This is a genomic window from Tumidithrix elongata BACA0141, assembly GCF_036349135.1.
Taxonomy (GTDB): Bacteria; Cyanobacteriota; Cyanobacteriia; order Pseudanabaenales; family Pseudanabaenaceae; genus Tumidithrix; species Tumidithrix elongata.
Genome location: NZ_JAZBJZ010000107.1, coordinates 1 through 18814, shown reverse-complemented (window position 1 = coordinate 18814; position 18814 = coordinate 1). Strand labels below are relative to the sequence as shown.

Sequence of the window (18814 nt, the reverse complement as noted above, 5' to 3'; positions counted from 1 at the left end):
CCTATAACTTTGGGGGCTTTTTTTCTACCCTAAACTTCTCAAACACGCTCTAAGGGAGATTTCTAGGATATCCAACAATTCAGGCTCCCTGCCATCAATAAGCCGAACAGATTTAGGAACTCTACCATCTTCTGGATACAAATTATCACAAACAGGTCGAACCCATTTCCCAGTAGAAAGGTCAATCCCAGCAACACAGCGCTCTTTTAGTTTCCACGAGTTAGCAAGACAAACAATTCTCTTTAAAGATGACATATCTTTACATTTACCCAACTATCTTTTAGGTATTCAGCCACTAAACGGCGATGACAGTTATGTGGTTTGGCTTCACTACATAGCAAGCATCCATGGCTTAGAAGTTCAGGTGATACTTTTTTCTCGACTTGACGTTCAGACATTAGTTTTAAAAACTTTTGCTCATATACGCCCCAATCACCTTTGTTTTTTTTATACTCATCCAAAATATCCTTGGTTGGAGCTAAGTCAAGAATATGCACATAATCAATATCCCCAACTTGCTTGAGGAAATACTTTAAGTCATTTTTCTTAGTGAAGCCTGCTAACTGAGAAACATTATTTAGCCTTGTATCAATAACTGTCTTTATGCCAGACTTAATCAAGGTTTCAAAAAACTGCTCAGCGCTTTTTTGGGTAAAGCCAATTGTAAATAATTGAACTGACTGATTATGCATAAGCTTCACCTTTCGTTTCTACATAAGCAATTTCGTCACCCTGTTTTTTATAGGCTTCCATGAGACAATCTTCGCGGGTAGTCAAATCAGAAACTTGTTGAACAGGAGATAGAGCATCAAACAGCGAAAGTTGACTACTCACTTTCTGCTCTACAAACTGGTTAAAGCCATGCTTAGCTAATAATCTGTCCTCTAACTCATCATGAGATTCGAGCAGTCTATTACTTTTAATATGATTAATTTCTAGATCGTATTTCTTAAGATGTTGACATACCAAAACTGCGCGATGGCAAGTTAGCGGATCTTTCTCAGCGCACATCAACGCGATCTTATGTCTTTTCACACCTTTTAAAACTCGTCGAATTCCTTCCGTAAAAAGATCAGTTGCCGCAATTCTTTCATACAAAGCTTTTCCATCTACATAGCAATCTGGGTCTTCAGGTCTTGCACCTAGCTCTTGACCTAAAAACACATAACGGATGCGATCGCTTTCTAAATACTCTTTTAGCGGCGCTTGACAAAAATGTGGCAAATAACGACTATAGGGACGCGATCGCACATCTGCTAAAGCCGTAATTTCATACTTATGCAAAAGTTCAATAAATGTCTTGATGCTGTGATTAGAGTGACCAATAGTAAAAAGTTGCATCGTTTTTAGAATGTTATCTATACGAAATTGTACAACTTAGGATCTGAATTTTAAATAAAAAAGGGGCGCAAGCCCCCAGAAACAAATTAAAGTATTGACTAGCTTCCACCAACGCGGGCGACATCGCGGGAATTTGCCTCAAAGGCGGCAATCAGGGCATCATCACCACTGAGACCAGAAGCGATCGCTTCTTCAATGGCTTGTAATACCCGTTTGTAGTCTTTAGGCATCACCTTGACAAATTTAGGAACCATTTCCTTCCATTCCGAGAGAACCTTGGTTCCCTTTTGGCTTTGGGTATAGTCAATGTGCTTTTGAATGATGTCGCGCAGATCGGCGATTTCTTCGGGATCTTCGAGCTTCTCTAGACCCACCATCGCCATATTGCAACGTGTGGCAAAGTCACCCTTTTCATCAAGAATGTAGGCAACACCGCCACTCATCCCAGCAGCAAAGTTGCGTCCTGTTATGCCTAGTACTACGACTTTGCCCCCAGTCATATATTCGCAACCGTGATCGCCAATACCTTCGACCACCACATTTACACCAGAGTTGCGAACGCCAAAGCGCTCACCTGCTCTGCCACGAATGTAGACTTCACCACTGGTAGCACCATAGAGAACGACGTTGCCGACAATCACATTCTCTTCAGCGACAAAGGTGGAAGCTCGTGATGGATAGAGGATGATTTTGCCGCCGCCTAATCCCTTGCCGAGGTAGTCGTTGGCATCGCCTTCGAGTTCGAGCGTCACCCCTTTAGGTACGAACGCTCCAAAGCTCTGTCCCGCACTACCTTGGAAGTGTAGGTGGATCGTGTCTTCAGGAAGTCCTTCCCAATGGCGTTTGGTGATTTCATTTCCGAGAATCGTGCCGACTACGCGATTGATATTCTTAATCGGTAGGGTCGCTTTGACCTTTTCGCCCTTCTCGATCGCACCTTTACATAAATCCAGCAACACGGTCATGTCGAGGGATTTCTCAATGCCGTGATCTTGGGGGATCTGACAGTAGCGTCCCACATCTTCGCCCACTTCGGGTTGGTAGAGGATTTTGGAGAAGTCCAGACCTTTGGCTTTCCAGTGCGCGATCGCAGTTTTGGGTTCCAGAATATCCGTGCGACCCACCATCTCATTCAGCGTGCGGAAGCCCAACTGTGCCATGATTTCCCGCAATTCCTGGGCGATGAACTTCATAAAGTTGACTGTATGCGCGGGATCGCCTGTGAACTGGGCGCGTAACTGCGGGTCTTGGGTGGCGACGCCGACGGGGCAGGTATTCAGGTGGCAGACGCGCATCATGATGCAGCCTAGGGTGACTAGGGGGGCGGTGGCAAAGCCAAATTCCTCAGCACCGAGGAGGGCTGCGATCGCCACATCTCGTCCCGTTTTCATCTGACCGTCGGTTTCTACGACGATGCGGCTGCGCAGGTTGTTCAATACCAAGGTTTGATGGGTCTCGGCAAGTCCTAGTTCCCAAGGGAGTCCTGCGTGCTTGATCGATGTTTGGGGCGATGCACCCGTACCACCGTCATAGCCAGAGATCAGAACGACATCGGCATGGGCTTTGGCGACGCCTGCGGCGATCGTGCCCACACCCACTTCGGAAACCAATTTGACACTGATGCGGGCGGCGCGGTTGGCATTCTTGAGGTCGTGAATCAGTTCGGCGAGATCCTCAATGGAATAGATATCGTGGTGAGGAGGTGGCGAAATTAGACCGACACCGGGAGTGGAGTGGCGCACCTTGGCAATCCAAGGATAGACCTTCTTGCCGGGTAACTGTCCGCCTTCACCGGGTTTTGCGCCCTGTGCCATCTTGATCTGAAGTTCCCTTGCCTGCGATAGATAGAGACTGGTAACGCCAAAACGACCGGAGGCAACCTGTTTGATCGCACTGTTTTTAGAGTCGCCCTGCTCGTTTGTCCAGGTATAGCGATCGGGATCTTCGCCGCCTTCGCCTGTATTCGATTTGCCGCCGAGGCGATTCATGGCGATCGCGAGGGATTCATGAGCTTCTTTGGAGATCGAACCATAGCTCATCGCGCCCGTTTTAAAGCGTTTGACGATCTCATCGATCGGTTCCACTTCTTCAATCGGAATCGATTCGCGTTGCTTAAATTCCAACAGACCGCGTAGGGTGAAATGCTTTTGACTTTGCTCGTTCACCAGTGCGGCATATTGCTTGTAAAGTTCGTAATTGCCTAGGCTAGTGGCTTTTTGCAGGGTGTGGATTACCTGTGGACTAAATAGGTGGGCTTCACCGTCTTTACGCCATTGGTACTCGCCGCCGACATCGAGGGTATGTCCGTTGGCGGGGCGATCGGGGAAGGCATGGTTATGACGCAGGGTGGCTTCTTTGGCGATCGCATCCAAATCTGCGCCCTCGATCCGCGTTGCCGTCCAAGTGAAATATTTGTCGATCACCGACTGGTTGAGACCAATTGCCTCAAAAATCTGAGCGCCGCGATAGCTCTGAATCGTCGAAATGCCAATTTTAGAAGCGACCTTAACCACGCCTTTGGTGGCAGCCTTAATGTAGTTTTTGCAGGCAGTTTTATGGTCTACACCCACGAGCAAACCTTGCTGGATCATGTCTCCCAAGGTCTCAAACGTCAGGTAGGGATTGATCGCGCAGCAGCCGTACCCAATCAGGGTAGCGTAATGATGCACTTCGCGGGGTTCGCCTGATTCCAATACCAGACCTACACGCGTGCGAGTTCCCGTGCGGATCAAATGGTGATGCAGCCCTGCTACCGCTAGTAGGGCGGGAATGGGGGCTTTGTCTTTATTAACGCCGCGATCGCTCAGAATCAGAAGGCTAACACCCGACTCAATGGCGCGATCGGCTTGAGCAAAAATTCCTTCCATCACTGCTTCTAGCCCTTTCACGCCATCGTTAGGACTAAATAGAATGGGCAATGTTACCGATTTAAAACTGCCTCGATCGATGTGCTTGAGTTGGGCTAACTCGGTATCGCTAAGAATCGGCGTTTTTAGCTCGATCAAGTTGCAGCTCTCTGGCTCTGGTTTGAGCAGGTTGCGCTCTGCCCCAAGCGTGGTCTCAGCCGAAGTAATAATTTCTTCGCGGATCGAGTCAATCGGTGGATTGGTTACCTGTGCGAACAGTTGCTGGAAATATTCATAGAGCAGTTTGGGGCGATCGGAGAGCACAGCAAGCGGCGTATCTGAGCCCATCGCTCCCACTGCCTCGACACCATCTTTTGCCATCGGCGTCAGGATGAGGCGCAATTCTTCAAAGGTGTACCCGAAAGCCATTTGACGTTGTATGAGCGTCTCTGTGTCTAAGGTTTCAGTCGTGCTAGGCACGGGCAAATCTGCCAAGGACACCATATTTTGGGTGACCCATTCGCCATAGGGGTGTGCGGTGGCGATTTTATCCTTGATTTCGCTATCCGTAACAATGCGTCCCTCTTCCATATTAACGAGGAACATCCGTCCCGGTTCTAGGCGACCCTTCAGGGCAACGCGCTCTGGCGCAATTGGCAATACACCTGCTTCGGACGCCATGATGACCAGATCGTCCTTGGTGACGTAATAGCGTGAAGGGCGCAAGCCATTGCGATCGAGCAATGCACCGATCATCGTGCCATCGGTGAAAGCGATCGCAGCGGGACCATCCCAAGGTTCCATCAAGCAGGAATGATATTTGTAAAAGGCTTTTTTGGCATCGCTCATGGACTCGTGGGCTGTCCAAGGTTCTGGAACCATCATCATCATGGCATGGGGCAGCGATCGCCCTGCTAAGACCAATAATTCCAGCGCATTATCGAAAATGGTCGAGTCACTACCCTGCACGTTAATTACAGGCTTTACCTTCTTGATATCATCACCAAACAGCTCTGACTCAAACATCGACTGCCTTGCTAGCATCCAGTTGATATTGCCGCGTAGGGTGTTGATTTCACCATTGTGGGCAATGTAACGATAGGGGTGCGATCGCTCCCAACTGGGGAATGTATTGGTACTAAAGCGTGAGTGGACTAGTGCTAAGGCACTCTCCATGTCAGGATCGTGGAGATCGGCATAATAGAGACCTACCTGTGCCGTCATCAGCATTCCCTTGTAAACCATCGTGCGGCTTGAGAGGCTAGATGGATACCAAGCAGGATCGATCTCTGTTTCGCGGATTAGCTTGTGCGCCTGTTTGCGAATCACATACAACTTGCGTTCAAAGGCAAGGTCATCGACAAGATTGGGGTTGCGTCGAATAAACACCTGCTCCATAAAGGGTTCGCTCGACTTAGCTGTGTTGCCCAAGGAGGAATTATCTGTGGGTACGTCACGCCAACCCAGTACCTCTTGACCCTCATCCGCCACGATTTGCTCGAACACCCGCCGACTTTTTTCACGCTTGACAGGATCGGGCGAGCAAAAGATCATGCCCACACCATACTGTCCTGCCTCTGGCAATGCGATCTTTTCTGCTAAAGCTACCTTTTTTAAAAATTTGTGCGGCACTTGCATCAAAATGCCCGCACCGTCCCCTGTATTGGTCTCGCAACCGCACGCGCCGCGATGCTCCAAGTTTTCTAAAATTGTCAGGGCTTGTTCGACAATTTCATGGGATTTCTGCCCTTTCATATGGACGATAAAACCAACCCCGCAGGCATCATGCTCAAACTGTGGGTCGTATAAGCCTTGTTTGGGGGCGCTGCTGTTCATCATGGGTGACATAGGGGGAGTAAAGATAAGAAATGTAGGGGAGGATTGAGATTTTGAAGCTACCTAGTATTTAGATAGCTTGAATTTTCTAACAAGAATGTCATGTAAGGATCATGTCTTAAGAAAATTGTCAAATCTCATAGCACGGTCATAAGCTGCATAAAGGTAATTTAAAACACTTACCATAAAGCCTAATACTACCAAAACTTTTCTAACTAAAAGATTTGGCAATGCAATTGTGCCTTGATACCAAAATCGAAATGTTTGGGTAAATTTGTAACAATTATGAGCGATCGCCATAAAACCAAAGCCCAGTTGCTTAAAGAATTAGAAGCCCTACGCGCAGAAGTCGCCTCCCTCAAGTGCGAGCGATCGCAGGCTTCATTGCACCATTCATTACCCACACAGAGGTCACAAGAAGCTTCACGCAAACAATACACAATTTTGCTAATAGATGACTCGGAGGACAATCGGTCTATCTATCGACATTATTTGACGAGGGATACGAATGGGGGAAATACCTACCAAGTTGTCGAATTTGATAATGGTGAAGACGTACTGGCATGGTGCCAGCAACAGATCCCAAACGAACTCAAGTCTCGATTTATTGCGATCGCTTCCATTGTTACGTCATATCTTAACCAATCTCCTCTCCAATGCCATGAAATATTCCCCAGAGCACGATCGGGTGAGATTTGAACTAACCTGTCATCCTGAAGTTGTTACCTTCCAGATTCAAGACTGGGGCATTGGCATTCCAGAAGCCGATCGCATGGATTTGTTTTCATCGTTCCATCGTGGGGGGGAATGTAAACCAAATCTCTGGTACGGGTTTGGGACTATCCATTGTGAAACAATGTGTAGATATCCATGGAGGCACGATCGCCTTAGATAGTAAAGTTGCGGTTGGCACGACTGTGACGGTCAAGATTCCTCAGAGCCAAAAACGATAGAAGCACTGAGAGCTAGGATTCCTAGGATTCTTACCTAGATGTAATACATGGTTGTGGAAGTTTGACGCTGGCGTTTCATTTCATAGAGATCCTTGAGCGTACAGTTACTCAACACTTCTGAAGCGGCTTGTTGGGCTGTTTGCCACATTTCGCGTACAACGGCTTCTGAGGGAGTCTCAGGATTTTGCGAAGAATTTTTGGGCGAAATGGGATCATAGCCCTCAATACATCGCACGACATCTAAAATGTTGATGCTCCAAGGTTCTCTTGCGAGAATATACCCCCCTTTGGAGCCGCGCTGGCTTTTGACCAGTCCCTGTCGCTTTAGGGTGGCTAAAAGTTGTTCTAAATAGCGATCGGGAATATTTTGCAGGCTGGCAATTTGACGAATTTGGAGCGGTTGATCGGAAGCAAAGCTACCTGTAAGCTCTAGCAAAGCTAAAATCGCATATTCGCTTTTTACAGAGAGTTCCACAGTAGGTCGGCTGAATAAGAGGACAGGAGCGATCGCGATTTACATCACATAAGTAGCTGGTTCAGAAGCTGACCGTATGCATCTCGCTAAGCACCACTATAGCTCATGATACTACGGTATGGTTGTGGGGATTAAGTATTTCCTCAGAGATTTTTTTCGAGACTTTTTCAGAGATTGCTTCAGCACAGCGATCGGAATTCCTAACCGCATGGCATCCAATTGGATAGGCTGAGTAATAGGTGTGCGATCGCCTGCCGAATAGGTGATACCGCCGATCTCTGACCTGAGCGTATACGCGATCGCCAAGCCATTTCATTCCTGGTAAAGCTCGATAGGCAGCAATAAACGGATTGCCCAAGGGTAACAAACGTCCAATTTCTTCGGCAGCATCGCTTCCCTGCCATCGATGGGTGGGGCGATCGGCGTCGATGAGAATCATACCCATTTCGCAATCTTGGGGCGTAATCTCAAACCGCTCTAAGGTTTGCCGATCCTGCATGGGTACATACTGAAACAGATGACCTCGGTCTAGCTTTTCTAAGACCTGCACGAGGTTTGAACAGAGGTTGCAGTCACCGTCATAGATTACGTTATAGGTCATTTTTTAATACAGCGTTTAACAGAGCGTTTAACACAGCTTCCCGCTATTAAAGATCTCAAGCACAGTACGGCAAAAGTCCTTCAGATCCTCTGCGCCTTCAGGCATCGGTTGGGTGTCACCAATAAAGCCCCAACGTTCGACCGTCGAAAATCGCCAACGCTGTCCTTGAAAGTCATGACCAGTGGCTTCAATGCCGATCGCGCGGCAATCTCCTTCTAGCGGATCTTCGTGCAGGCGAATTTGGAACAAAATACTGCGAATTTTAAGCAGCCGACTCACCCCAGGAAAATGAAAGCTGAGGTCAATCGAATCAGGATCGAGAAACTTGCGCGTATCAGGGGTATTTGTCCAAGGCTTTAGATTGATACCTGCGGCAGGATACTTAGACTTTGCCAAAGCCACCAAGCTAGCAATTTTGCTGGCTAACGCTACACTCTTTGCCTGTTCTGCTGCATTCACAAACTATCCTCTTACCACAATTATATCTAGGGCAGGCGCTGGGGGCAGGCGCTGGGGAGTAGGGGGCAGGCACTGGGGCACTGCCCCTACAAGTTATAATTATGCCTCTATCCTAGATTTAAATCTGTAACCGCACCTACACTACTGCTCGATACCAGTTTGGCATACTTCGCCAAGATGCCTTTGGTATAACGGGGCTTGGGCGGTTGCCAAGCTGCGCGACGACGCTCAATTTCTGCGTCGGGAACGTTCAGTTGCAGCGATCGCGCTGGGGCATCAATCGTAATCGAGTCTCCTTCTTCGACCAGTCCGATCAACCCACCCACAAATGCCTCAGGAGCCACATGTCCCACAACCATGCCATAGGTTCCACCAGAGAACCGACCATCGGTGATCAGACCGACGGCATCGCCTAAACCAGCCCCAATAATGGCACTGGTGGGGGCAAGCATTTCGCGCATTCCGGGCCCGCCTTTGGGGCCTTCGTAACGAATCACCAGCACATCACCGCGCTGGATCTTGCCTGCGAGAATGGCATCTAAACAAGCTTCTTCCGATTCAAATACCCTTGCTGGCCCCGTAATCACAGGATTTTTGACCCCAGTGATTTTTGCCACGGAACCTTCGGTGGCGAGGTTACCCTTGAGAATTGCCAAATGCCCTTGGGCATACATGGGACGCTCCCACGGACGAATCACATCCTGATCGGCACGGGGTTCGGTAGGAATATCTTTGAGGACTTCCTCGACGGTTTGCCCTGTGACGGTCAAACAGTCACCATGCAATAGACCGTGAGCCAACAGCATCTTCATCACTTGGGGAATGCCGCCTGCTTTATGCAGGTCTGTGGCAACATAGCGTCCGCTGGGCTTGAGGTCGCAAAGAACGGGTACGCGCCCGCGAATGGTTTCAAAGTCGTCAATCGTGAGGGGAACTTCGGCGGCATTGGCGATTGCCAGTAAATGCAAGACCGCATTGGTCGAACCACCCACTGCCATAATCACCGCGATCGCATTTTCCAGAGATTTGCGGGTAATGATCTGGCGCGGCAAAATTTGCTGTTGGATCGCATTCACCAACACCGTTGCGGATTTTGCCGTACTTTCAGCTTTTTCAGCATCTTCGGCTGCCATCGTGGAGGAATAGATTAAGCTCATGCCCATGGCTTCAAAGGCTGAGGACATGGTGTTGGCAGTAAACATGCCACCGCAAGAGCCAGCCCCCGGACAAGCCCGTTTCTCAATTTCCACCAATTCCGTCTGCTCGATTTTGCCCGCACTAAACTGCCCCACGGCCTCAAAGGCACTGACCACGGTTAAATCTTTGCCATTGTAGTGACCGGGCTTAATCGTACCGCCATAGACAAATACGGCGGGGATATTCATGCGCGCGATCGCCAGCATCGCCCCGGGCATATTTTTATCGCAGCCCCCGATCGCCAGCACACCATCTAAACTCTGACCGTTGCAAACGGTCTCGATCGAATCGGCAATCACCTCGCGGGAAACGAGGGAGTACTTCATACCCTCTGTACCCATCGAGATGCCATCGCTGATCGTGATCGTGCCAAACACTTGGGGCATCGCTCCAGCGACTTTTAACTCTGCCATCGCTCTTTGGGCGAGGTCATTGATTCCCATATTGCAGGGTGTAATGTTACTGTAGCCATTAGCAACGCCGACGATAGGCTTGTTAAAGTCTTCATCGCCAAAGCCAACCGCTCTTAGCATGGCGCGATTGGGCGATCGCTGTACCCCTCCAGTAACGACTTTGCTTCTGAGGTTGTATGGCATGACTAAATCTCTCTCGATAATAAAAACAATAAAATCTCCTAAAATTTTAGGACACCGATCCCACTACCTGCACTGAGTTCATGCTTTTTCTTAACAGGTGTTTTGCACTTATCCCGATTTCACTCTCCATCTGCCTACTCATGGTTGGCTGTGGGGACAGCAAAACGCCTCAATGCATCAAGTTAACCGCAACTGCAAATAAGTTGAAATCTGTAGCTGCCCCCAAAGATACTTCGGACTTGTCCTTGCTTGCCGATCGCATTGATAGCATTCGCATCGAGTTACAAAAGGTCGAGTTGCAAGATTCTAAGCTTAAAGATCTTCAAGCAAAACTGGTAGCAATTTACGTTGATTCGCTCTTGGTGCTCAAGGATAAGAGTAAGGCTTTAATCACGAGAGACAGTATTGCTTTTAAGAAAGCAGATCGAGATATAGAAGAAATTATTGCTAGAGAGAATGGTGTAGTCAGTGAAATTAATAGTTTTTGCGGGCAATAAATGAATCCATTCAATCCCTTAGCCCTGTGCGATCGGAGCAAATGGTATATTTCTTTTGGCTCAGGTTTATGAATATGTAGTTAATTTATGCAATTTCCCAAGCACCGTCTCGCACTAATCGTGGTTTCCATTTCCCTCAGTCTGGTTGTGAATGCTTGCGGTGAGAATAAGATCGTTCAGTGTAATAAAGTCATTCAAGTTGCGAACAAGTTTGAAACGATCGCCAGTGGAGTCACCAAAGATGCAGCAGGATTTGAGAAGATGGCGGCACAGATTGATGGTATAGGTGCTGAGATGCAGACCCTTAAGGTTGCCGATGACAAGCTCAACGGATTTAGAGATAGATTTGTGGCAGCCTATAAAGAGATTAGCCTAGCCACGCGAGAGATTAGCAAAGCGATCGCCGCGAAAGACGCAAAGGCAACAACCAAAGCAACTGAATCGTTGAAAGCTACCGTTGCGAAAGAAAGTCCCTTAACAGGCGAAATCAATCAATACTGCACGGGTGGCTAGGATGTTCAGGCGATCCGCAAACTGCTCTTCATCTAGACGGTCAAACGGAGGGCATCCTTCCCTGTTAAATCTTTAGTGTTTTGAGCGTGAACATAGACACTGTCAGCACAAAATGTCAAAGGCGGAATCAATTTAGACATCCTTCGCAAAAACTCCGATGCGTCTATAATTAGCTGCTTTGATCGCGGAAGCATTGGGCGATCGGAAGCCTGAATACCAAGCCCAAAGAACCCATCAACTGTCAAATAAGAGGTTCCATAGTTACTTGAGAACATTTGTTTGAGCATCCATGGCGAATAGTATCGCACCTCAAATCTGTGGGGTTCGCGAAAGAATCGTCGAAATTGATGATAAAGGCATCGAATGCCAAAACAGTTAGGCATTTGCACAAGTAACTTTGCATTGGGCTTTGAGACAGAAGCAGCCTGCTGAATGGCAATAATCGCATTTTCTGGCGAAAAATGCTGGAGAACGCTGTATGAAAAAACCACATCAAAGGTATTGGATGCGAATGGAAGCTGTAAGGCATCAGCAACGATAAATTCTGCATCTAAACCCATGTCGCGAGCAAGTCGCTTGGCTGCCAAGACAGCACCCAGTGAAGGATCGATCCCAATCACCTTATAGCCTGCTCTTGCGGCGGCTATACTCCAACGCCCCCAATTACAGCCAATGTCAAGTAGTACCTGCCCGTTCCCTTCAGGGATGCGAATATTGGGGATTGGCAAAGTTTTTAGTTTGCCGATTTGCTCGGTGTACATATAACCAGAAGTCGCACCTATAAGAAACGATACAATAGGGTCAACGGGTTCTGAACTTTCAGAATGTTTTTCTAGACGCTCCTTGAGTCCCACAAGCTCCTGTGGCGTGATTCCAATTGTATCTTCGTGGTATTCGTTTTCTGGGTCTTCTTTCGCAGCACGTAAAGATGCATCTGCCACCCAAAGAGTCGATTCAGTTCTTGGCGCGAGTAAGACAGGCACACCCTGCACAATTGGATAGCGTATGCCTTCAGCAGAAACATAAAATTTCCCCTCTTGGGTCATCGCTGAATTTGTAACTGGACAGCGCAAAATACTATCAAGGTCAAGCATTATCAAGGCTCTGCTTTGGATTAAGTAGAAAAATTCTATATTAAACAGAATTTTTCTACTTAATCTGACTACATGATTTCGAGCAGATGGTTTGTTGTTCAATATAGCCATGCGATCGTGGTTTACTTGATTTGGTACTCAACCACTCAACCTCATCAACACGAAAAAGACGAATGGCGGCACAACTACGAATTTACGTTCCACCCCATCCCCTGATTAAGCACTGGTTAGCAGTGACGCGGGATAAAAATACACCTGTTCCCCTATTTCGTACTGCCATTTGCGAACTGGGGCGTTGGCTCACCTATGAGGCGATTCGAGACTGGTTGCCCGTGTTAGAGGTGGGTATAGAGACACCGTTACAACCTGCAACGGGGCATATTATCGACCCTGCAACCCCGATCGCGATCGTGCCCATTTTACGGGCAGGGTTGGCATTGCTAGAGGGCTGTCAGCCACTTTTACCCACGGCAAGCGTTTATCATCTCGGCTTGGTGCGCAATGAAGAGACGCTTGAAGCCAGTTGCTATTTAAATCGTCTGCCCCAACAATTTGCTCCAGAGACAAAAATTTTAATTACCGAGCCCATGATGGCGACGGGAAACACGATCGTCTCGGTTCTAGAAATGTTGGTAGAACGAGGCGCTGACCCCAGTTCGATTAGGATTGTGAATGTAATCTGTGCCCCACCTGCACTACAAAAGCTCAGTCAAAAGTTTCCTAGCCTTCAAGTGTATGCTGCTGCCATTGATGAGGTGGTGAACGACCAAGGGTGGATCGTGCCTGGACTAGGTGATGCAGGCGATCGCGCTTTTGGCACTTGATCGAATCGTTATTTAGATAAACGTTATTTAGATAAATTCACGATGTCACTAACGGGTTTATCACAGGTTATAGGGCATATTCAAAGCCAAACCAATTGGCGGCAACGGAATCAATTTCTGCAAATTTTGCAAACCTGGTCAGAAATTGTCGGCGATTCGGTTGCCAGCCAAACTCGTCCCACTGGTGTTTATCAGCAGGTATTGCAGGTAGCCGTGTCTAGCTCTGTGTGGTCGCAGGCGCTGTCTTTTGAACGGGTCAGAATCTTGACAAAGCTCAACGCACAACTGGCGATCGCGCCTGCGATCGCCGATATTCACTTTTCTACAGCCAAATGGGCATCTAAGCCGAAACAGCCACTGCGCCCAGATCTCACAGAGCAACTCAAACAGCATCCCAGTTACCTTTCTGTTGCAACGACGCAAACTGCCCCAGTAAAGCCGCCGCAAGATGCCCTAGAGGCGTTTGACCGATGGTCAGCCCTAATCAAACAGCGATCGTCGGAACTACCGAAATGCGATCGCTGTGGTTGTCCTAGTCCACAGGGGGAAATCGCCCGATGGCAGATGTGCCGCGCCTGTGCTAGTCAGTATTTATTTAGGCAGTGACCAACTGTTTTTGTAAAGCCGTGCGAATGCGGGCTTGGACAGAGAGATCGCTTTCACGAGCTTGTGCCACCTTCAAAATGTTAAAGACGTTTATGCCACTGTTACTGGCAGCGATCGCATCCAAAGCAACAACGGCAGCATAGCGCATCGACCAGTCGCGATCGTCAAGCAGAAAGCGGAGGGTACGCAGGACGCGATCTTGGGCAGTACCAATCGCCTCTCGACTCCAATGCAAGTCTTGTTCTAGATCCTGGGTGAGCCAATGCCAGCGAACATTGCCTAGACCCTTGATCGCTGCACGCCGCACGCTAGGCGTACAGTCAGTCTCTGCACATTCGAGCAGGATATCTAGCGATCGCGGATCGCCGATCGCCGCCAAAGCCCGAACGATGTAGGTTTTTGCGTCGTAGTCGCAGCGATCGACCGCTGCCATTAAAGGCTCAACGGCGCTACGCCCAATGCTAACGAGCCCGCACGTAGCGATGCTAGCAGCGGCTAGATTTTCATAGCCCAAAATTGCAATGAGGCTAGGTACTGCCAACGCTGAGTGGCTATCTGCCAAGGTTTGAGCTGCATGAATCAGCTCCGTTGGCGTACGGGTTTGCTCTACTGCTTCAATTAAAGAATCAATGGTGTTCATTGAAAATTTTTTGATTGCTAGTGTTTTATAAATTTTTGTTCTTAAAGTAGATCGTCCATATACAACATTACCTGTTGTAAGGGCTCTGTGAGACTCAGATCGAATTGTGCCTTGGGTAGGTGCATGTCAAGAATACTCTTGAGTGCAAACAGTTTAAAGCTATTTTCAGTTTGACACTGAGCGATCGCTTCTACTGCTGGCAAGTAGCCAATTTCACCAAGATCGGTCAGCACTGCCTGACGAAGATTAATGTCAGGATCTTCCAATCCTTTCACTAATAATTCGGCATATTCAGATGCCCCAGTTAAACCATACATTGCCCTGGCGGCAGCAAAACGAATCCGAGGTAAACGATGCTGAAGGTATGGCTCAACCGCAGTCTGACTAGAAACTGCTTTTAGCCTTCCGAGTGCTTCTAAAATTGCTTCATAGGGCTGCTCTAGTTTGACACTATCGATGACTTTACTTTGTAGTAAACGTGTCAAAGTAGCTGTACAAACCTGGGCAGCATTAAAACTTTCTGGCGAACTCGCAGCGATCGCTTCAATCGCTTGCGCTGCAGCTTCTCGCACGTAAAAGTCTTCGCAACTTAATGACTTTAATAGAGCGGGTATGGCACTAGGGTTTCCCAGTTTGCCAAGGGCTCTAGCCGCAATTCGTCTTAGGGGATATCCACCTAAGTCCGTGCGATCGTCATTGTCCTCTAAGGCAACGATCAAGGCATCTACAGCTTCACGTACGCGCATTTTACCAAGCCACCAAGCTGCGTAGTACCTTTGACTCAAATCGGGCGATCGCAAACTCGCGATCGCCGACTCAGGGGTAAGGGCTACGGCGGATTGTTGAGATTGATCTTCGGACATAGTAGTAGGAGTAGCTGCCTAAGCTTTTGCTATTGCAGTAGGTCTACCTTGCCAATTTAGTTTCTCAAACGCCCCATAGGCTAGCTATCTTCATTAATCTTGTTAAAGCTGCGATCGCTTCGGCAAATAGGAGCGTAGAGCCTGAAAAAAAGACAAAGCTAAAAAGCTTGGTGCAGCTTGACCACCAAAGCACGAGCCGTATCGTTTTGAGGGCCTGCAACGGCAAAAAACACAATTTTATTATTCGTAACGCAGCGAATGGAAGCACTATACCTTCCATTCGCTGCAAAGGCTCCACTGCCAATAAATTCAAGATGTTCTGTAAAGCCTGCCCGTTTTAGGGCTGCGCCAGCATTATCGACACATGCTTTTTGGCTTAGGTTTGTATCTTTAATGTGATTGAAAATTGTACTCCAATCTTGGGATGCATCAGGGGAAGGAGTGGTTCCTAGGGTAGGCTTTGGGGTTGGGCTTTTAGGAATATCGGTGCTAGTGGGAGTTTTTTGGGTAGGAATATCTGTATTCCTATTTTGATTTGTGGTTTGTATCGATTGACCAGAGTTTGGTAATAATTTAGGAACGACCCAAAAGCCCACAGCACCAAGTGTGACAAGACCAGCCCCAATCATCGCTCCAATGAATACGGAGGAATTGGATGAGGATGGTTGTGATGATTGAAAAGATTGAGGCTGTGTTTGCGCATCATACGTCTGAGGATTGGGTGGATAAAAAGATGGAGGCGTGACAGGTACAGTATTTGATTGAGAACTAGTAACGGGAGTTGGTGGATAGCTGGGTGGATAGCTGGGTGGCTGTGCCGTTGGAATGAGCGTATCGGGTGCAGTTGCTATGGGAACCACGGGCTGAGCAGGTGGCATGTAGGCAATATCTGGAGAAGAACCAATGACTGTAGAAGCATCATGCTGGGAACTTGAACTCGCGATCGCATTGAGTGCCTGTAATGCCTCAACTGCCGACTTATAGCGCTGGCTAAAGTGATAGTGAACCATGGTCTGTAAAACATTCGCAAGTGCATCGCTGACTTGGGCGCGATCGCGCCAAACAATCTCACCCGTATTTGAGTCTTCGGGGAACTGGTCGGGTTGGAGTCCAGTTAATGCTTGAATCCCTATGATGCCAACGGCATAAACGTCACTGCTAAGTCTAGGCTTCCCCTTTGCTTGTTCGCTGGGCATATAACCTGGGGAGCCAATACTGACCGTAGCACTGGTTTTTCCTTGCGAGTCTATGCCTAAAACGCTAATATCTTTAACTGACCCAAAGTCAATCAGCATAATCTTACCGTCACGGTTTCGACGCATCAAATTTTGCAGTTTGATATCGCGGTGAATGACGTTGTTTTGATGCACAAATGCCAATACTTCAAGAATCTCTAGCAAAAGATGAATGACTTCATGTTCTGATAATCTCTGCTCTGGTGGGATCTCTACCGTGAGGTTATGACCATCGACAAACTCTTCAACTAAGTAAAAATCTTCCCCTTCTTCAAAGTGGGCAAATAGTTCTGGAATCTGGGGATGAGCCCTGCCTAGCTTGTATAGATATTCTGCCTCGCGCTCAAACAGACTTTTAGCTATTGGTAAAACACCAGGAGATGTATCTTTAGGCTTGAGTTGTTTAACTACACATTTGGGGCTACCCGGTAAATCTCTGTCTACTGCCAGATAGGTATCACCAAATCCACCACTGCCCAACACTGCTGTAATGGTGTAGCGATTTCTCAGGGTTGTACCAACTAGCATAATTTTAGGTAGGTATTAGGTCGATCTAGCTATGTCATAGATTTTCCCACATCTGTCTACAGAAACTGCTGTATCGATCGCATTCTTATTCCTTGCTTTATATTTCCCATAAAATTAAAGTTATTTATAATCCATTCCCAATCAAGACAAATGCTGACCAATAATAGGGATGATTATAGTTTACGCCACCATCTTTTATAGGTCTACGAATCATGCTTAGCTGGGCTTCTCTGAGCGAAGTTGACATGCTCGCATTTCCCTTTTGCAAATTGCCGTAAAACGCCTCCATCAATAACTGCGTGCCGCCATCAGAGACCGTCCAGAGGGAAGCAATGGAAGCTTTAGCCCCTGCTCTTTGCACCTGATAGCCAAAACCGAGGATTTCTGAGCCATTCCCAGAACCGCCTAACCCTGTCTCACAGGCACTGAGAATGACTAGATCGGCGTCCTTTAAATTCCATTCGTTAATTTCGGCAAGCGTCACCTTACTCCCATCGCCAAACAACACATAGGAATCTAATGGGCTACCCGATTTAAATTCGGCATGGGTGGCGAAGTGTACAATCGCCTGTCCTACAACTTTTTCTTTTGTAGCGGTTGCTGTAAATTCTCCTTCGATCAGCTTTGTCGTATGCGCAAAAATTGCCGCGATGCGATCGACTTCGGAAATGGTTGCAGGTAGACCACTGAAACGAAAGCGAGTTTCGCCACTCTTGCCGCCAAACGCACCTGCGAAAATGCGTAAATTTGCCTGAGGCTTACTATCTGGCTCGAAGAGACTGTAGGCAATCAAATTATTGACGCGATATTTTTCTACCAACCACTGTTTGCCATCATAAAGCGCCGCCAGGGGAATATAGCGCAACTTACCATCGGGTGCGTAGAGAATCGTCGTAGCTTTAGCAAGTTGAAGGTCAGACTCAATTGGTTTAATCAGAACGTCATAGAGCTTTTTGCTAGAGGCTTTCACATCGATGGAACTATAGTCTCGCAGATCTGAGCGATAGTCGTCGATCAGTTTCTCAAGTTCGGCTTTTTTAATTGAAACCGTGTGATTGACGGGGAGCGTATTTGCCGAGAAGACGATAATTTCAAGGCGATCGTCAAGAATCAGAGGATAAATTAAAACTGCGCCTTGCGGCAACTTTTGTAAATAGTCAGGAACCTTATTGATTTCCGATTTTGGTAATTGCTGAATCTTGCTCGCAAGATCGCGATTAAGCTCAGGGATCTTCTCAAAACTGACACCTGTCAACTGTCCACTGACAACTCTTTCTGGTGCTAAAAGTTGAACTCCCTGCGCTGTGCGATCGCTGCCTTTGACATTTTTGAGATAGTCTTCGAGTTCTTGAATCTTGAGTAAATCTAGGACTTGTAATGCTTCACTAACGCGACCCTGTTTGAGCAGGAGATCGGCAAGGGCGCGATAAGTATCAGCAACGGTTTTAGTAAAAGACTGCTGTTCTTCGCGACTGAGTTTCTTTAGATCGTTGCGAATCGATTCGATTACCTTAACGGATTCTTTAAAGAAAAGAATCGCCACTTCAGTTTGCGATTGTGCATTCAGAGTATAGGCAATATTGTTGAGCGTTGTCCCTTCACCAGAGCGATCGCCGATTTGCTCAGAGATAGCTAAAGATTGCTGATAGAAATCGATCGCCAATTCAAGGATGAAATGCAACGCCTAGAGATCTTTGCGTAAAGGGACTC

General features: G+C 47.6%; 17 protein-coding genes and 3 pseudogenes. 7 read left to right on the top strand and 13 right to left on the bottom strand.

All coding sequences use genetic code 11. From position 1 onward, the window contains the following. Positions 1–51: 51 nt before the first annotated feature. The 4 genes and pseudogenes from V2H45_RS25710 to gltB all read right to left on the bottom strand — a co-directional run. Positions 52–255 (bottom strand): annotated as a pseudogene (locus tag V2H45_RS25710) (dual OB domain-containing protein); the annotation flags it as partial. Then, positions 243–692: a DUF488 domain-containing protein gene (locus tag V2H45_RS20145; RefSeq protein WP_330485475.1), complete on the bottom strand. Its 450-nt coding sequence runs from the start codon at positions 690–692 to the stop codon at positions 243–245. The pseudogene V2H45_RS25710 and the gene V2H45_RS20145, both read right to left, overlap by 13 nt. Then, on the bottom strand, positions 685–1341 hold the full coding sequence (locus V2H45_RS20140; RefSeq protein WP_330485474.1) for a DUF488 domain-containing protein: 657 nt from the start codon (positions 1339–1341) through the stop codon (positions 685–687). The genes V2H45_RS20145 and V2H45_RS20140 overlap by 8 nt, the downstream gene beginning before the upstream one ends. A gap of 98 nt (positions 1342–1439) precedes the next feature. Continuing rightward, the gene (gltB, locus tag V2H45_RS20135) at positions 1440–6023 is read right to left on the bottom strand and encodes a glutamate synthase large subunit (RefSeq protein ID WP_408648847.1); all 4584 of its coding nucleotides are present in this window, start codon (positions 6021–6023) and stop codon (positions 1440–1442) included. Positions 6024–6308: 285 nt separating this feature from the next. Between gltB and V2H45_RS20130 the strand changes: the two genes are divergently transcribed. From V2H45_RS20130 to V2H45_RS20125, 3 genes and pseudogenes are all read left to right on the top strand, one after another. Further along, the gene (locus V2H45_RS20130; protein ID WP_330485472.1) at positions 6309–6722 is read left to right on the top strand and encodes a response regulator; all 414 of its coding nucleotides are present in this window, start codon (positions 6309–6311) and stop codon (positions 6720–6722) included. Beyond that, a pseudogene (locus tag V2H45_RS25705) lies at positions 6685–6765 on the top strand (hypothetical protein); the annotation flags it as partial. The gene V2H45_RS20130 and the pseudogene V2H45_RS25705, both read left to right, overlap by 38 nt. A 7-nt stretch (positions 6766–6772) precedes the next feature. Next, the gene (locus tag V2H45_RS20125; RefSeq protein ID WP_330485471.1) at positions 6773–6976 is read left to right on the top strand and encodes an ATP-binding protein; all 204 of its coding nucleotides are present in this window, start codon (positions 6773–6775) and stop codon (positions 6974–6976) included. Between the two features lie 34 nt (positions 6977–7010). Here the strand turns inward: V2H45_RS20125 and V2H45_RS20120 are convergent, their stop codons facing one another. From V2H45_RS20120 to ilvD, 4 genes and pseudogenes are all read right to left on the bottom strand, one after another. Then, positions 7011–7451 (bottom strand): Rrf2 family transcriptional regulator, encoded by a 441-nt coding sequence (locus V2H45_RS20120; protein WP_330485470.1) that lies wholly within the window; start codon positions 7449–7451, stop codon positions 7011–7013. A gap of 205 nt (positions 7452–7656) precedes the next feature. Further along, positions 7657–8052, bottom strand: a pseudogene (locus V2H45_RS20115) (thiol-disulfide oxidoreductase DCC family protein); the annotation flags it as partial. A gap of 27 nt (positions 8053–8079) precedes the next feature. Then, positions 8080–8511: a hypothetical protein gene (locus tag V2H45_RS20110; protein ID WP_330485468.1), complete on the bottom strand. Its 432-nt coding sequence runs from the start codon at positions 8509–8511 to the stop codon at positions 8080–8082. 107 nt (positions 8512–8618) lie between these two features. Then, positions 8619–10304, bottom strand: a complete 1686-nt coding sequence (gene ilvD / locus V2H45_RS20105; protein ID WP_330485467.1) for a dihydroxy-acid dehydratase — start codon at positions 10302–10304, stop codon at positions 8619–8621. Between the two features lie 80 nt (positions 10305–10384). On the opposite strand from ilvD, the gene V2H45_RS20100 reads away from it, so the two are divergent. Continuing rightward, on the top strand, positions 10385–10801 hold the full coding sequence (locus tag V2H45_RS20100; protein WP_330485466.1) for a hypothetical protein: 417 nt from the start codon (positions 10385–10387) through the stop codon (positions 10799–10801). An 87-nt stretch (positions 10802–10888) separates the two neighbouring features. Next, positions 10889–11314 (top strand): hypothetical protein, encoded by a 426-nt coding sequence (locus tag V2H45_RS20095; protein WP_330485465.1) that lies wholly within the window; start codon positions 10889–10891, stop codon positions 11312–11314. A 32-nt stretch (positions 11315–11346) separates the two neighbouring features. On the opposite strand, the gene V2H45_RS20090 is transcribed toward V2H45_RS20095, so the two are convergent. Further along, complete coding sequence (locus V2H45_RS20090; protein WP_330485464.1) at positions 11347–12408, bottom strand: methyltransferase domain-containing protein; 1062 nt, start codon at positions 12406–12408, stop codon at positions 11347–11349. Between the two features lie 173 nt (positions 12409–12581). Between V2H45_RS20090 and upp the strand changes: the two genes are divergently transcribed. Then, entirely contained in the window at positions 12582–13232 is a 651-nt protein-coding gene (gene upp, locus V2H45_RS20085) for a uracil phosphoribosyltransferase (RefSeq protein ID WP_330485463.1), read from the top strand. Positions 13233–13274: 42 nt separating this feature from the next. After that, positions 13275–13838 (top strand): DUF721 domain-containing protein, encoded by a 564-nt coding sequence (locus V2H45_RS20080; RefSeq protein WP_330485462.1) that lies wholly within the window; start codon positions 13275–13277, stop codon positions 13836–13838. On the opposite strand, the gene V2H45_RS20075 is transcribed toward V2H45_RS20080, so the two are convergent. The 4 genes from V2H45_RS20075 to V2H45_RS20060 form a co-directional block, all read right to left on the bottom strand. After that, entirely contained in the window at positions 13828–14478 is a 651-nt protein-coding gene (locus V2H45_RS20075) for a HEAT repeat domain-containing protein (RefSeq protein WP_330485461.1), read from the bottom strand. The genes V2H45_RS20080 and V2H45_RS20075 overlap by 11 nt on opposite strands. A 41-nt stretch (positions 14479–14519) precedes the next feature. Beyond that, entirely contained in the window at positions 14520–15341 is an 822-nt protein-coding gene (locus V2H45_RS20070) for a HEAT repeat domain-containing protein (RefSeq protein WP_330485460.1), read from the bottom strand. A gap of 158 nt (positions 15342–15499) precedes the next feature. Beyond that, on the bottom strand, positions 15500–17104 hold the full coding sequence (locus V2H45_RS20065) for a serine/threonine-protein kinase (RefSeq protein WP_330485459.1): 1605 nt from the start codon (positions 17102–17104) through the stop codon (positions 15500–15502). Between the two features lie 124 nt (positions 17105–17228). After that, positions 17229–18785 (bottom strand): CHAT domain-containing protein, encoded by a 1557-nt coding sequence (locus tag V2H45_RS20060; RefSeq protein WP_330485458.1) that lies wholly within the window; start codon positions 18783–18785, stop codon positions 17229–17231. Between the last annotated feature and the right edge of the window lie 29 nt (positions 18786–18814).